Raw genomic sequence first — 15,656 nt, 5'->3', positions numbered from 1 at the left:
CTTAATGAAGTCTGAATCAATTGCCATAATTTGCATTGAGCAACCGGTCAATGAATTCTTCCCAGTTGATTGACCTGACAAAGCCGACGATGTTGATCTTGGGTATGCCGCCACCTTCCACAATGACAAATTGATTGCCCTGGTTTTTCAATCCACCAATCTGGCAAACTGAATTGTGCAACACACAACTCAGCTTGATTTTCTGATAGCGAAAATCATCAAAAAAGCGCAAAAAAGTATTGGAAATAGCACCTTTGATACCTCCCAATGAAGAAATGTTATCGATCGCACGTTGGCTGATGGTTTGTTTCACGCCCTTGGTTTTCACGGTATATACCCGGGCATCCAGCCGATCGGTTTTCCAGTTGGTGATCCGTAAACCATTTACTTCGCCAGATAACAATCCGGTGATGCGACCAAACCCAAAAGTTTCGGTCAACTGTGCCAGATCAAAGCCTGAAAAACTGATGTCAGCTGCAATCACTGGCGCCACCCCAAACAGTCGCTCCATTGACAGGTTATCAACTTTCATCTGCCCCTGGAAAACCGCCAGATTCAACCCACCCAGGAACTCGATCACCTGACCTCTTTTCACCAACCCCGGAATGTCTCCGCTGATACTGCCACTCATTTCCGGCCAGCCCAGCTTTTCTGTGATCAGACGCAATGAAATGGGCGCTATGGTTGCTTTCAGGCTGAGGTCAACGGCATCAGACAACAGCCCGTCTGCCGTAAAGTCTCTGAGTTGTATGGAACCATCAAACACAGGGAATTCATGGATACCATTTAAAGCAAACTGATCTGCCAGATAGATAAATTCCACCTGTGATTGATTCACCGGCATCCCGGCCAGTACCAATTGCTGCCAGCGCATTTGAGAATGCTCAACAGGCTGTTGAGCACCCCAGTTAACCACGCCTGTCATGGCGTCGGCCTGCAATTTTCTTCTGTCATTCAACAGGTAATAATCATCCAGCAACAACTGCCATTCTGTCAGCACACCAGCAGGATCAAATGCTGCGCTGAGAGAAAATCCACCAGACATTTCTGTTTGACCAAATCCATAGATACGCAACACACTGGCCAGAATTTGCTGATTAAAATGATGACTGTCGGGCACTTTTATGTCGACTTTCCGGATGATTAACTCATCTTGTCTGATCACTCCGGTTACGGCAGACTGTAGCGACTGACGGTTATTCACGGCAGTTGAAAAAGTGATTTCATCTGTGAACAAACCGGCCAACTGTCCCCGGATACTGACCGGATAAGCCACGAAATTCACATAGAGTTGATCAAACAGCATCTCACCTTGATTCAAAGTGATCTGATAGATCATTTGCTGACCGGATTGATCCAGCTCAGCACTGATCGTTCCACCCAGTCCTGCCACAATGATGTCGGTGGAATACTCAAAATCAAGCCCAGAAAAGCTGGCTTCCTGAGTACTTGATTGACCGGAGAGCAAATGGTGAGTGACCAACCCGCTGAATTCCATGCCAATTGACCTGGCCCACTCAGGTAAACCAACAAACCGTTCCACCAACATCAATGGATTGACTTTATCCAGGTTCATCAACACCTGCGGATCAGCTGAATCCAGCTTGAAATAGACATTGGCATCAGACAGCTTCACATCTGCCATCCAATGCTTATCTGACCAATCAAAGCGCGTTTTACCGGCCACTTGAAACTTTTGGCCGGCATACTCAAAGCTCAGCGCTGCCTTGTCACAGCTGTGTATGGGATATACAGTAAGCTGCTCCGGGCAACGGTAAAATAATTGATCCACATGATCACCCTGCCAGTACAATCGCTCAATGAACAACCCGCCAGATTGTTCATCATTGATGCTTTGCAGGCCCAGCACTTTCCAGTCATCATCGGCCCAGGCATGCTGGCAAACAAGCAACAGTAAGGCAGACACAACGGCGAACACCCTGCTCAACTCCCGGAGACACAGTGCTTGCATTTGGCAATGGGACACTTTATTCTTAAGCATCAGGGAACAGCTGAGATCATCATGGATAAATCATACATTCTAGTGGTTGATGACAACCACATCAATCGTCTTTTTTTTCAGTCTGCATTACAAAAAATGCACCATCAGGTTATGCTGGCTGTTAATGGTTATGAAGCCGTCGAATGCTGCCAGCAAAACACCTTTGATGTGATATTGATGGACATCAGAATGCAAGGACTCAATGGCATTGAGGCAGCCCACGAAATCAAACAAATTCCCCATTGCAAAGCCACCCCAATAGTGGCCATTTCAGCCGATGTGTTTGACCACAACCAACACCCTCAGTTTGCTGACGGCCTGATGAAACCAGTCAAGCCAGAAGTCATGCAACAACTCATCAAAAAATGGACCCATCAGCAACCCTGGTTTGATGAACAGCTGGCATTAAGCATCTCGCACCAGGACAGCCATATTGTCAGCAAATTACGGACCCTGATGAAAAATGATTTACCAGCGCAGACGCTTAAAATCAAACAGTTATTCGAGGAAGCTCAATACAATGATTTACAGGATTGCCTGCACCAATTACTTGGCTCAGCCAGGATTTGTGCCGCCTGTCGATTGGTTAATGCCATCGAACAATTCAGGAGCCGTCTAGAAAATGAACACGATGAAGCACACTTGGAGAGTGAAATGATGAACCTGATACAAGTCATCAGGGAAACCGAGTTACACGCCGAATAAGACAAGGTTCAGTCTGTTATTTACCTACTTTGTCTTTAACCCGCTCCTTCAGATCTTTTCCGGGTTTAAAGTGTGGCGCATATTTAGCCCCTAATGGCACCGGCTCGCCGGTTTTGGGATTGCGACCCATTCTGGGGTTACGCTGACGCAAGGTAAAACTACCAAAGCCCCTGATCTCGATGCGATCACCATTTGCAATGGTGGTACTCATGTGATTAATGATTTCACGAACAGAGAGACTGATGTCAGATTTTGATAATTCACTGCCTTCGAAGCGTGCGGCAAGCAAATTGATGAGTTCAGAGCGTGTGATTGAATCTTTCATTGTGGGTTAATTATAACGAAACAGACACAAATAGAAAGCGAATTATTTGAGAAAATAAAAAAGGAACCGATTTTGTTAAAAATCGATTCCTTTCAATGACTTAAAAGTCCGGATCAATCGTCCAGTTGCTCTTTAAGCAAATCACCCAGACTGGTGGTTCCAGAGCTGCCTTTCTTGTACTCATTGAGCACATCATTCAGCTCGTCACTCTCTTTGGCTTTGATGGACAGTACCAGCATTTTTTTGCGACGATCCATAGAAACAAATTTCGCTTCTACTTCATCACCGACAGACAACACGGCACTTACGTCGTCGGTGCGGTCTTTGGCCACATCAAAAGCTTTGATCAAACCATTCACACCTTCATCCAGTTCAACAATGGCTTGCCTTTCGTCAACTTCAATCACTTTACCGGTGACCAAAGAGCCTTTGGGGTTATTGGCCACGTAAGAACCAAATGGATCCTGAGCCAGTTGCTTGATACCCAGAGAAACACGTTCTCTTTCAGCATCAATAACCAGTACAGTGGCTTTCACCAAATCGCCTTTCTTGAAGTTGCGAATCGCAGTTTCACCAGGCTCATTCCAGGAAATGTCAGACAAGTGAACCAAACCATCGATACCACCTTCCAGTCCGATGAAGATACCAAAGTCAGTAATGGACTTGATTTTACCTTCAATGACGTCACCTTTCTGAGCTGTTTCAGAGAAGATAACCCATGGGTTAGGCTTACATTGCTTCATACCCAGAGAGATGCGTCGTTTGTTTTCTTCAATTTCAAGGATACAAACTTCAACTTCATCACCAGGCTGAACCACTTTAGCTGGATTGATGTTTTTGTTGGTCCAATCAATTTCAGAAACGTGAACCAAACCTTCGATACCGTCTTCAATTTCAACAAAACAGCCGTAGTCAGTGATGTTGGTTACGTTACCAAAGTGTCTTGAACCGACAGGATGACGTCTGGACAGGTCTTTCCATGGATCTTCACCCAATTGCTTCAGACCCAGAGATACACGCTGACTTTCTTTGTCGAATTTCAATACACGAACTTCCAGTTCCTGACCGATCTCAACCACTTCTGATGGATGGTTGACCCGTTTCCATGACATATCAGTGATGTGCAACAGACCATCAATACCACCCAAATCAAGGAAAGCGCCATAATCAGTCAAGTTCTTAACAATACCCTTAACAATAACGCCGTCTTCCAGTGAATCCAACAATTTATCACGGTCTTCCGAGTACTCAGACTCAACCACAGCACGACGTGATACAACCACATTGTTGCGTTTTGGATCCAGTTTAATGACTTTAAACTCCAGATCCTTACCTTCCAGGTAACCCGGATCGCGAACAGGTCTGACATCTACCAAAGAACCAGGCAGGAATGCTCTGATGTCTTTCAGCTCAACAGTGAATCCACCTCGAACTTTAGAAGTGATCTGTCCAATCACGATTTGATCGGTATCCATGGCGATTTGTAATTGATCCCAAACCAGCATGCGCTTGGCTTTTTCACGAGACAATACGGTTTCACCAAAACCATTCTCATATTTTTCCAGAGCCACTTCAACAACTTCACCGATTTCGACTTCGTTGCCAAATTCTTCCAAAGGAATCACACCTTCAGATTTCAGTCCCGCATCAACCACAGCAAAGCCGTTTTCGATATCTACTACGGTACCTTTGACGATGGTACCTGGGACGATGTTTTTACTGGACAGCTCTGATTCGAGCATTGCTTCAAAATTATCACTCATTATGTATTCCGGTAAACCAAAAGACTTGTTTACCTAAGTCATCTGCATCAGCTTGCCTGATGCTCGTTAATAATAAGGCCTGACTGCAAAGTCAAACCTTCACATGTTGCCCAACCAAATTCATGATTTGAGCCAAAACTTCTTCGATACTCAGGTCACTGGTATCAATGACATGGGCATCCATTGCCGGCACCAATGGTGCCACTTTACGGGTTGAATCCCGGTGATCCCGGGCTTCAATGTCCCTTAAAAGGTCGCGGATTTTAACATCTACACCCTTCTCTTTCAATTGTTTATGCCTTCTTTTTGCCCGTTCTTCGGCATTGGCCGTCAAAAACACCTTCAGTGGCGCACTTTTGAACACCACAGTGCCCATATCCCTGCCATCAGCCACCAGCCCTGGTGGTTGCTGAAAGGCCTTTTGACGCTGCAACAGGGCCTGACGCACGGCTGCAATGGGTGCCACCTGAGAAGCCATGTCACCACAAGCTTCACTGCGCAGCTGATCATTGACCTGCTGTCCATCCAACAGAATCCTGGCATGCTGACCGTCGGCCTGAAATGACAACCGCAATGCCTTGGCAGCTTCTGCCAGTTGAGCTTCATTGGCTGGGTCTAAGTCATCATTCATGACCTTTAACGCCAGCGAACGATAGATCGCACCTGAATCCAGTAAATGCCACCCCAATCTGGCTGCCAGTAACGCACTGGTGGTGCCTTTGCCAACCCCTGAGGGTCCATCAATGGTTACCACCGGTACCGGCTGTTGATGTCGCATGCCCAATTGTTCGACGAGGGTGAAAAACTCAGGGAATGACGTGTCAATGTTGTGACATCCCCTGACCACAGTATCCACTTCCGGCCGCAATGCACCGGCAAGTAAAAAACTCATGGCACAACGGTGGTCTCCGTGTCCATCAACCATACCACTGTGTAGCGGCCCTCCGGTAATCTCTGCTCCATCAGGCAATTCTTTACAGTCAACACCCAGCAACTGCAGCCCTTTGATCATCACAGTTATCCGGTCACTCTCTTTATGCCGCAGCTCCTCAGCGCCCGTCAGGCGGGTGGTACCATTTGCCAGAGCTGCTGCAATGAACAACACCGGAAACTCATCAATGGCACTTGGGATCAACGCTTCAGGAATATCAATACCCCGCAGCTGTGAGGATTGGATCCGCACATCGGCAACGGCTTCCCCGGCTTCTGTTCTGGGGTTTTCCAGACTCAGGCGACCACCCATGGCCTGGAGGATTTTAATCACCCCGTCCCGGGTGGGATTGATGTTGACATTTTCCAACAACAAGTCTGCATCCGGATGACACAACCCCAGTACCATAAAAAATGCCGCTGATGACACATCAGCTGGCACCTTGATGGCTTGTCCACGTAAATGTGGCTGACCATGAACACTGACTTTGAGTCCGTCAACCTGTAAATTACAGCCAAAACCTTTGAGCATGGTTTCAGTATGATCTCTGGACTTATTGGGCTCTGTCACTGTGGTGACACCATCGGCATACAGTCCAGCCAATAAGACCGCGGATTTTACCTGGGCGCTGGCAATCGGGCTGTGGTAATCAATGGCTTTCATTTGTATGGACGGACTGAATTCCAAAGGTGCGGTGTGTTCATCTGATTTGATCTGAGCACCCATTTGAGTCAATGGTGTTATCACCCGCCCCATCGGTCGGCCTGATAATGATTCATCACCCACCAGTGTGCTACTGAATCGCTGTGCAGCCAACAACCCGGATAACAACCGCATGGCCGTACCGGCATTGCCACAATCCAGATGACCAGCAGGCGGCTGAAGGCCGTGCAATCCGACGCCGGTGACAACCAAATCATCTCCATCCTCAACAATATTCACACCCAATTGCCGCATGATGTTCAGCGTCGCCAGGCAGTCTTCTGAACGCAGAAAACCGGAAATCCGGGTTTCCCCTTCGGCCAAAGATCCAAGGATCACCGAACGGTGTGAAATTGATTTATCGCCCGGTATTTTACAGCGACCTGAGAGCTGTCCGGTGAATGTCAACGAATGCAGGTCCAGCGGGTGTTTTTCAGCCACAGACCTGTTCCATAACGCTGACCATACGTTGCATCTCTGTTTCAGTACCTATGGTGATGCGCAGGCAATTTGTCAAACCATAATTAGCCACCGGGCGGGTGATGATCCCCAATTCAAGCATGTTTTGATAAACTGGCATGGCATCCTGTCCAAAATCAACCAACAAAAAGTTTCCTTTCGAAGGCACATACCGTAAACCCAACTGCTCACAACAGTCAGCCAGCATTTGCATTCCTGAAGCATTAACTTGCATGGAACGCGCTAAAAACGCCTCGTCCCCAATGGCCGCAGTGGCCGCAGCCAATGCCAGCGAATTGACATTAAAAGGTTGGCGAATGCGGTTCAGGACATTGGCAATTTCGGGATTGGACAAACAATACCCAACCCTGAATCCGGCCAGGCCATAAGCCTTTGAAAAGGTTCTGGTGATGACCAAATTCGGAAATTCATCCAACCAGAGACTGCCATCCACGCGCTCTTCTGGTGAGGCGTATTCCAGGTAAGCTTCATCCAAGACAATGATGACATCTTCAGCCACGCTCTTGATGAATGCATAAAGCTCTTCTTTATGTAAAAAAGAGCCGGTCGGATTGTTCGGATTGGCAATGAAAATCATCCGCGTCTTTTCATTGATGGCTGCTTTCATGGCGGGCAAATCACATCCCAGAGGACGTTCATCTTCCCAGGTTGTGGCAGGAATCATCTGATGAATTGCACCAACGGCCTGAATGGCAATTGGATAAACCGCAAAACTGTACTGCGAGTACATGGCCGAAACATCGGGACTCAGATACGCTTCTGCCAACAGTACCAACACATCATTGGAACCATTACCCAGGGTGATTTGATCCATGCCGACCTGATGTTTCTCAGCCAACACTTTTTTAAGTTCAAAACCGTTACCGTCCGGGTACAAAGCCAACTCATCCATTTCTTTTTCAATGGCTTTCATGGCTTTGGGGCTGGGCCCCAAAGGGTTTTCATTGGACGCCAGCTTGATGATGTTTTCGATGCCCAGCTCCCTTTCCAGCTCTGAAATGGGTTTACCGGGAATGTATGGGTTCAGTTGCCGGACCCCGGGAACAGCGAGTTTTTTGAAATCGGTCATGGTTTTTTGGTGTTTCATTGAGATGCCGCTATTGTGCCCATTCACACGTCATAATTCAAGGTAAGCCGGCACAAATCAAAACAACTCATTGGACTGATACTTGACTGATGTCAAGGCAACAAAAATGCAAATCAATACAATGGGCATCATTCACCACAAATCATCGTATTAACATGCAGTTAAAGCAATCATCAGGCAATAATTTATTTGACAAACAGTTGATTCAGAAATACAACCTGACCGGTCCCAGGTATACCTCATACCCCACGGCTGTGGTATTCAATGAGCAGTACAATTCCGGTAATCACCGCAAAAATCTGCTCAGCTGTTATGAGGCTTCAGTAAACAAACCACTTTCCTTGTATGTGCACATCCCTTTCTGTGACACCTTGTGTTTTTTCTGTGCCTGCAACAAAATTGCCACCAAACGTCGGGAAAAAGCCGATGTATATCTGGATTATCTGGAACAGGAAATGCAACTACAGGCGGCATTAATCCCTGATGGCAGGGAGGTCGAACAATTGCACTTAGGTGGTGGGACACCGACCTTTCTGACTCATGAACAAATGCGCAGATTAATGAAAATGATCGCCAAACATTTCAACCTGATCGGCGATGAAAAGCGCGATTACTCGATCGAAATTGATCCGCGTGAAGCCGCTCCTGAAACCATTAATCTGCTTGCAGAACTGGGGTTCAACAGGTTTTCAATGGGCGTACAGGATGTGCAGAAAAAAGTGCAGCAAGCGGTGAACCGCATTCAGCCCATTGAGTTGACTGCCAAGGCCATCAAGCAATGTCGGCGATCAGGTGCCAAATCCATCAACATCGATTTGATCTATGGCTTGCCCCATCAAACCCATGAATCATTCAAAGACACACTGACTCAGGTCATCCAGCTTTCACCTGATCGCCTATCGGTATTCAACTACGCACACTTGCCACATTTATTCACGCCTCAAAAGCGCATCAATGAAGCCGATCTGCCATCAGCCGATGAAAAACTACGCATCCTGGAAATGACCATTGAGGTGCTGACCGATGCAGGCTATGTTTATATTGGTATGGATCATTTTGCCAAACCTGATGACGAGCTGGCCAAAGCCCAGCAACAAGAAACCTTACAGCGAAACTTTCAGGGCTACACCACCCACGCTGAATGCGATTTACTGGCCATGGGTGTCAGCGCCATCAGCCTGATCAACCATTGCTTTTCTCAAAATGTCAAAACCCTGGATGCCTATTATCACCAGTTAGATCAGGGACAGATTCCTGTGATGAAAGGCTATCAACTGGATAGGGATGACCAACTCAGAAAAATGGTGATTCAACAACTGGCCTGCCACTTTGTGATTCATAAGCAACAAGTGGAAGTCGCTTTTGACATCTGCTTTGATGACTATTTTTCCAACGAACTGCAGCAACTCAATTCATTCATCACCGATGGCCTGGTGGAAGTGCTGCCGGACACAATTGTGGTTAATGATAAGGGACGACTACTGATCCGCAACATCTGCATGGTATTTGATGCCCACCTGAATCAACAAACCAAAAAACAGTTTTCAAAAGTGATCTGAAGTGACTGTCATTCAAGCCGGACCGGGTAAATCACCTTGTCCTTTGCGTGGTAAATGAGAGTGCCCCATGAGATAACAATCAACCTGATATGCCAATTCACGACCTTCAGAAATGGCCCAGACGATCAGTGATTGTCCCCGCCGGCAATCCCCGGAAGCAAACAAACCATGATCATTCAGACGATAATCGCTGTCACCGGCCATAAACAGTTGTCTGGCAGATAGTTCACAGCCAAAAGATTTTGCCAGTTTCTGGTCCGCACCACTGAACCCCATGGCCAATAAAACCAGATCACATGACCACTCTTTTTGTGTATCAGGCAACATCACAGGAGCTAATGTGCCCTGATCTTTACACCACTCCACCTCAACCGTTACCAGGCCGGTTAAACGCCCTTTGGCATCACTGACAAACGACTGAGTGGCCAACGACCAATGTCGCTCACCTCCTTCCTGATGAGATGAGCTGGTCCGTAGTCTCATTGGCCAGAATGGCCATGGCTCGGCCACCGAACGTTCGGCAGGTGGTTTGGGCATGATTTCAAAATTCAACACTGAACTGGCACCCTGACGCAATGCGGTGCCAACACAATCTGAACCGGTGTCACCACCACCAATGACAATGACTTTCTTGTCTTTGGCGCAGTGCGAGGATTTCAAGTCAACTTCACCACTGAGGACCTGGTTATTGTGACAGAGATAATCCATGGCCTGCATCACACCAGCTGCTCGCCGGCCAACCACATCAAGTTCTCTTTTCTGACTGGCACCGGCACACAAAACAACCGCATCAAATGCCTGTTGCAGGTCAATTGCAGAGATCTTTTGACCTACCTCGAAACCACATTCAAATTTCACACCGGCTGCTTCCATCAGCATAACGCGCTTGTCTATGAGCTGTTTTTCCAGCTTAAAATCAGGAATACCATACCGCAACAAACCACCGGGCTTGGCGGCTTTTTCAAAAACCGTGACATCATGGCCAACACTGTTCAATTGTTCTGCGGCAGCCAGTCCTGCAGGGCCAGAGCCAACAATGGCCACTTTTTTTCCCGTTCTGACACTGCCCCGAACAGGTTTGTGCCAGCCATGTTCACGGGCTTGATCAGCCACTGTTTTTTCGATGTTTTCAATCGCCACAGGTTGTTCACTGATGTTCAGCACGCAGGCTTCTTCGCAAGGTGCGGGACATAAGCGGCCGGTAAACTCAGGAAAATTGTTGGTTTGATGCAACAACTCACTGGCTTTTTGCCATTGACCACGATACACCGCATCATTAAAATCCGGAATCAGGTTACCCAAAGGACAACCGCTGTGACAAAAAGGAATCCCGCAATTCATACACCTGGCACCCTGATCCTGCCATTGGGGCAAACTCAATGGTCTGGTGAATTCATGAAAGTGCCTGATCCGTTGCCTGGTTGATTCCAGCTGATCAGTTGCCCTTCGAACTGTCAGGAATCCATCTGCTTTGCCCATTACCCCACCTCCATCAATTGGGTTTCTTCATCCATCCTGAGCAATGCCTGCCGGTATTCCTCTGGCATTACCTGCACGAAATGTCTGCTCTGGTCTGCCCATTCATCGAGCAACATCCCGGCCAGCGGACTGTCGGTGTATCCCATGTGTTTGACCAGCATTTCTTTGATCTGTTGTTCCATGGCCTGGTCAAGTTGATTGAAATTCAATTCTCCAGCCGCACACAAATCCTTCAGTGAATCATGAGGGTCATACACATATGCCACACCGCCACTCATACCGGCAGCAAAATTACGCCCAACAGCACCCAAGATCAAAACCACTCCACCGGTCATGTATTCACATCCATGATCTCCGATGCCTTCGACCACCGCCTGGGCACCTGAATTTCTCACCGCAAATCGTTCACCAGCCTGCCCATTGATATAAACCGCTCCTGAAGTGGCACCATACAGGGTGACGTTGCCAGTAATGATGTTTTCCTGGGGCACAAAGTCCGAACCTTCCGGTACGCGAATAATGACTTTAGCTCCACACAGTCCTTTGGCAAGGTAGTCATTGGTGTTGCCGTTGACCGTCAGGGTCAGACCATGAGTGGCAAAAGCCGCAAAACTCTGTCCCGCAGAACCGATGAAGTCAATGGTCAAAGTGTCTTCGGGCAGTCCTTCAGCTCCGTGTACCCTGGATATTTCATGGCTAAGCACCGCACCCACAGCCCGATCGGTGTTGCTGATTTGAAATGACATGCGGGTGGTTTCTTTTCTGAATAAGGCCAGATGTGCCTGTTTGATGATGGTGAAATCTATGGCCTGTTCAATGTTGTGTTTTTGTGTCTCCGTACAATGCTTGGTGGCATCCTGGTACCCGGCACTGCGGTACAGTACTGGCGACAGGTCAAGCCCCGGGTGCTTGTCATGTGGCACAGATTTTTTAACTGTCAATTTGTGTACCTGCCCCACCATTTCATCCACAGAACGAAAGCCCAAAGAGGCCATGATCTGGCGTAACTCTTCGGCAACAAAATACATGAAATTGACCACATGTTCCGGTTGGCCAGTGAATTTTTTTCGTAATTCAGGATTTTGGGTGGCAATGCCCACAGGGCAGGTATTCAGGTGACAAGCGCGCATCATCACACACCCGGAAGCAACCAGAGGAGCCGTGGCAAAGCCAAATTCTTCGGCACCCAAAAGGCAGGCAATGGCCACATCCCGACCGGTTTTAAGCTGTCCGTCACATTCCAGGGTCACCCGGCTGCGTAACTGGTTTGCCACCAAAGTTTGCTGTGCTTCCGCCAGGCCAAGCTCCCAGGGTAAACCCGCATGCTTCAAAGAAGTCAATGGTGCTGCACCAGTGCCGCCATCGTGACCAGAAATCAGAATCACATCAGCTTTGGCTTTGGCCACTCCGGCAGCCACAGTTCCTACTCCCAACTGGGATACCAACTTGACATTGATGCGCGCTTCCCGATTGGCTGATTTCAAGTCATAGATCAATTGCGAAAGGTCTTCGATGGAGTAGATATCATGATGTGGTGGCGGTGAAATCAATCCGACATAAGGAGTTGAATTGCGTGTACTGGCAATGTCTGGATTCACTTTACTGCCTGGTAACTGCCCGCCCTCGCCTGGTTTGGCACCTTGTGCCATTTTGATTTGAATTTCACTGGCATGGGTCAGGTAATTGGCAGTCACCCCGAAACGGCCTGAAGCCACCTGTTTGATGGCTGAATTTTTCCATTCACCATTCGCACGCTGAATAAACCGTGATTCCTGCTCACCGCCCTCTCCTGAATTACTCTTGCCACCAATCCGATTCATGGCAATGGCCAGGTTTTCATGTGCTTCGGCTGAAATTGAACCATAGGACATGGCTCCTGTTTTAAAACGCTTCACCACTTCTGTCCAGGGCTGCACCTCAGCCAGTGGGATGGGATCGAGTTCAGTAAACCCCAGCATTCCTCTGATGGTCATCAATTGTTCAGCCTGGGTATTAACAGCTTCTGCATACTGATCATACATTGACTGACTACTGAGGCGCACAGCCTGTTGCAGCCTTGTCACAGTCAAAGGATTGAACTGATGATGCTCACCTTGTCTTCGCCAACGGTAATCGCCACCCACAGACAAAATCAGCGGCTGCTCATGCTGGCCAAAAGTGGTGTTGTGGTTGGTCCTGATCCGAGATTCAATGTCATATAAACCGATTCCTTCTATTCTACCGGGTGTACCTGGAAAGTAGGTGTCGATGGTGGCGTTGTTTAAACCCACGCATTCAAATAATTGCGAACCCCGGTAAGAGTTCAGCGTCGATATGCCAATTTTATTCATGACCTTCAACAAGCCTTTGCCAATGGCCTGGTTATACCGGTTCACTGCCTGTTGATAATTAACTGCTGTTAATTCTTTGCGCTGAATCATATCAGCCAGGATGTCATTCACAAAATAGGGATTAATGGCGCTGGCCCCAAAAGCAAACAGTGTGGCAAAATGATGCACTTCACGGGGCTCAGCTGACTCAATAATGACACTGCACCTGGAACGTTTATTCAGCCTGTGAAGACCATTATTCAGGTGTGCACAGGCCAATAATGCAGGGATAGGTGCCAGGTGCTGATTCACCGACCGGTCTGACAATATGATGATGCTGCAGCCTTTATCAATGGCAGTGGCCGCCTGATCAACCATTGATTCAAGAGCATGCTCCAACCCATGCAAACCATCTGAAACCGGGTAAACCATATCCACTGAATGGGTTGTCAGTCCTAATCCCTGATGGCTCTTGATTTTTTGCAGATCCCGCTTGGAAATGACCGGGTTGCTGATTTTGAGCTTCCTGGCATGTAAAGGATGATGTTGCATCACATTTTGATCAGCACCAAGGGTCAGGCTGATGTCTGTTACCAGTTTTTCACGAATCCCATCCAGGGGTGGATTCGTCACTTGAGCAAACAACTGAACAAAGTAGTTATACAACAACTGTGGCCGACCAGACAACGCCGGAATGGGTGTATCTGAACCCATCGAGCCTATCGGCTCTGCCGCATCCAGTGCCATGGGCTGAATGATCAACTCCAAGTCTTCACGGGTGTATTGGAACATACTCATTTGTTGTTGTAAATCCAGTGCCACAGTATCCTCACCCTGTATGGCGTAGGGTATGTCTTTGAGATGAACCAGATGCTGGTCCAGCCACTGCTGATACGGGTGCTTATTCACCACCCAGGTTTTGATTTCCTCATCTTCGACAATGCGCCCTTCCTGCATGTTGACCAAAAACATTTTTCCTGGCTCCAACCGACCATGCTTGGCCACATTTTCTGGCTTGATATCAACCACACCTGTTTCTGACGACATCACCACATAGCCATCACGGGTCACCGTATAACGAGAAGGACGTAAGCCATTGCGATCCAGTACAGCTCCCAGAAAACGACCATCAGTGAACGGAATGGAAGCCGGACCGTCCCAGGGTTCCATAAGACAGGCATTGAATTCATAAAAGGCTTTCTTGTCAGGCGGCATATGTGGGTTGTTTTCCCAGGCTTCTGGTATCAAAAGCATCATCACCTCAGGCAAACTCCGACCTGACATCAACAACATTTCAACCACCATATCCAAGGATGCAGAATCTGACTTGTCAGGTAACACAACAGGCAGAATTTCCTGTAGAGCCTCACCCATTTGAGGAGAATTCATTAATTCCTCCCTTGAGTACATCCTGCGTACATTGCCTTTGAGGGTGTTGATTTCTCCATTGTGACAGATGTACCTGAATGGCTGGGCCAGATCCCAGGTAGGAAAGGTATTGGTGGAAAACCGCTGATGCACCAATGCCAGACGGGTCACCACTCGTGGGTCCTGTAATTCCAAAAAATATTTTTTGATGTCCCCGGGCATCAGCAGTCCTTTATAAATGATGATTTTGGGACACAAACTGGGGACATAAAAATAAGCGGCATCGGACAATCCAGACAATCTGATACGGTGTTCTGTTGACTTTCTTGCCAAAAATAACTTCAGCTTGAAAGTGACCTCATCCATGCCATCTGGTTTCCCCACAAAGAGCTGCCTGATGTGGGGTTCATTGCGGGCTGCAATGTCACCAAGAACCGTGCGGTCGACCGGCAATTTACGCCAGCCAATCACAAATAATCCTTGTTGTTCAATCAGCTCCCCAAACAGTTTCATGCAATATGTTATTTGGTTATTGCGGGGTGGCAAAAACACATTGCTGACCGCGTAATCACCAGGCTGCGGTAATGAGAAGTGACATTCCTGTTTGAAATAGCCATGAGGAACATCAATCAGGATTCCTGCACCATCTCCGGTTCTGCCATCAGCACTGACTGCCCCCCGGTGTTCAAGCTTGTCAAGAATATTAAGGGCTTTGTGAATGATGTCATGCGACTGCACGCCGTTGAGGCTGCAGATAAAACCTGCGCCACAGGCATCATGCTCAAAAGCTGAACGATACAAACCTTTGCGAGATAATTCAGGGTCAATTCGATGCTTCATGAGACACTCCTGCTGGGTGGTGACAATCAATCAAATGGGGTTGAGTTGATTGCTAAAGCATTGAAAATAGCACAAAGAATTAGAGCACAAGCTCTAATTCAGACCA

9 protein-coding genes and 1 pseudogene are annotated in these 15,656 nt (G+C 47.7%); 2 read left to right on the top strand and 8 right to left on the bottom strand.

Going from position 1 to position 15,656, the window contains the following annotated elements; translation table 11 throughout:
- Positions 1-16: 16 nt before the first annotated feature.
- Positions 17-2,002 carry a hypothetical protein gene (locus tag B0475_RS12960; protein WP_198538266.1) on the bottom strand — a complete coding sequence of 662 codons (1,986 nt, stop codon included), beginning with the start codon at positions 2,000-2,002 and terminating at the stop codon, positions 17-19.
- Between the two features lie 21 nt (positions 2,003-2,023).
- Between B0475_RS12960 and B0475_RS12955 the strand changes: the two genes are divergently transcribed.
- Positions 2,024-2,707 carry a response regulator gene (locus B0475_RS12955; protein WP_157892942.1) on the top strand — a complete coding sequence of 228 codons (684 nt, stop codon included), beginning with the start codon at positions 2,024-2,026 and terminating at the stop codon, positions 2,705-2,707.
- 16 nt (positions 2,708-2,723) lie between these two features.
- Here the strand turns inward: B0475_RS12955 and B0475_RS12950 are convergent, their stop codons facing one another.
- The 5 genes and pseudogenes from B0475_RS12950 to hisC form a co-directional block, all read right to left on the bottom strand.
- Positions 2,724-3,020 (bottom strand): integration host factor subunit beta, encoded by a 297-nt coding sequence (locus B0475_RS12950; RefSeq protein WP_077412363.1) that lies wholly within the window; start codon positions 3,018-3,020, stop codon positions 2,724-2,726.
- A 125-nt stretch (positions 3,021-3,145) separates the two neighbouring features.
- Positions 3,146-4,795: a 30S ribosomal protein S1 gene (gene rpsA, locus B0475_RS12945; RefSeq protein ID WP_077412289.1), complete on the bottom strand. Its 1,650-nt coding sequence runs from the start codon at positions 4,793-4,795 to the stop codon at positions 3,146-3,148.
- 91 nt (positions 4,796-4,886) lie between these two features.
- Positions 4,887-5,573: a (d)CMP kinase gene (gene cmk, locus B0475_RS18100; protein WP_232781889.1), complete on the bottom strand. Its 687-nt coding sequence runs from the start codon at positions 5,571-5,573 to the stop codon at positions 4,887-4,889.
- Positions 5,574-6,851, bottom strand: a pseudogene (aroA, locus tag B0475_RS18095) (3-phosphoshikimate 1-carboxyvinyltransferase); the annotation flags it as partial. It abuts the gene before it with no gap.
- A 10-nt stretch (positions 6,852-6,861) separates the two neighbouring features.
- Positions 6,862-7,995, bottom strand: coding sequence for a histidinol-phosphate transaminase (hisC, locus tag B0475_RS12935; protein WP_232781886.1), 1,134 nt, complete (start codon positions 7,993-7,995; stop codon positions 6,862-6,864).
- Positions 7,996-8,150: 155 nt separating this feature from the next.
- On the opposite strand from hisC, the gene hemN reads away from it, so the two are divergent.
- Positions 8,151-9,554, top strand: a complete 1,404-nt coding sequence (hemN, locus tag B0475_RS12930) for an oxygen-independent coproporphyrinogen III oxidase (RefSeq protein WP_077412287.1) — start codon at positions 8,151-8,153, stop codon at positions 9,552-9,554.
- A 12-nt stretch (positions 9,555-9,566) separates the two neighbouring features.
- Here the strand turns inward: hemN and B0475_RS12925 are convergent, their stop codons facing one another.
- Together B0475_RS12925 and gltB are read right to left on the bottom strand one after the other, a co-directional pair.
- Positions 9,567-11,033, bottom strand: a complete 1,467-nt coding sequence (locus B0475_RS12925; RefSeq protein WP_077412286.1) for a glutamate synthase subunit beta — start codon at positions 11,031-11,033, stop codon at positions 9,567-9,569.
- A complete protein-coding gene (gltB, locus tag B0475_RS12920; RefSeq protein ID WP_077412285.1) occupies positions 11,033-15,550 on the bottom strand; it encodes a glutamate synthase large subunit in 4,518 nt (1,505 codons plus the stop codon). The genes B0475_RS12925 and gltB overlap by 1 nt, the downstream gene beginning before the upstream one ends.
- Positions 15,551-15,656 lie beyond the last annotated feature (106 nt).

Source organism: Marinicella sediminis, assembly GCF_002000055.1.
GTDB lineage: Bacteria > Pseudomonadota > Gammaproteobacteria > Xanthomonadales > Marinicellaceae > Marinicella > Marinicella sediminis.
The sequence above is the reverse complement of the archived record's forward strand: the minus strand, read 5'-3'. Positions and strand labels throughout refer to the sequence as shown.

Bases quoted from the DNA above. Each gene is read 5' to 3' on its own strand.
- B0475_RS12960 (WP_198538266.1), bottom strand. From the start codon at position 2,002: ATGCTTAAGAATAAAGTGTCCCATTGCCAAATGCAAGCACTGTGTCTC.
- B0475_RS12955 (WP_157892942.1), top strand. From the start codon at position 2,024: ATGGATAAATCATACATTCTAGTGGTTGATGACAACCACATCAATCGT.
- rpsA (WP_077412289.1), bottom strand. From the start codon at position 4,795: ATGAGTGATAATTTTGAAGCAATGCTCGAATCAGAGCTGTCCAGTAAA.
- cmk (WP_232781889.1), bottom strand. From the start codon at position 5,573: ATGCGACATCAACAGCCGGTACCGGTGGTAACCATTGATGGACCCTCA.
- hisC (WP_232781886.1), bottom strand. From the start codon at position 7,995: ATGAAACACCAAAAAACCATGACCGATTTCAAAAAACTCGCTGTTCCC.
- hemN (WP_077412287.1), top strand. From the start codon at position 8,151: ATGCAGTTAAAGCAATCATCAGGCAATAATTTATTTGACAAACAGTTG.
- B0475_RS12925 (WP_077412286.1), bottom strand. From the start codon at position 11,033: ATGGGCAAAGCAGATGGATTCCTGACAGTTCGAAGGGCAACTGATCAG.
- gltB (WP_077412285.1), bottom strand. From the start codon at position 15,550: ATGAAGCATCGAATTGACCCTGAATTATCTCGCAAAGGTTTGTATCGT.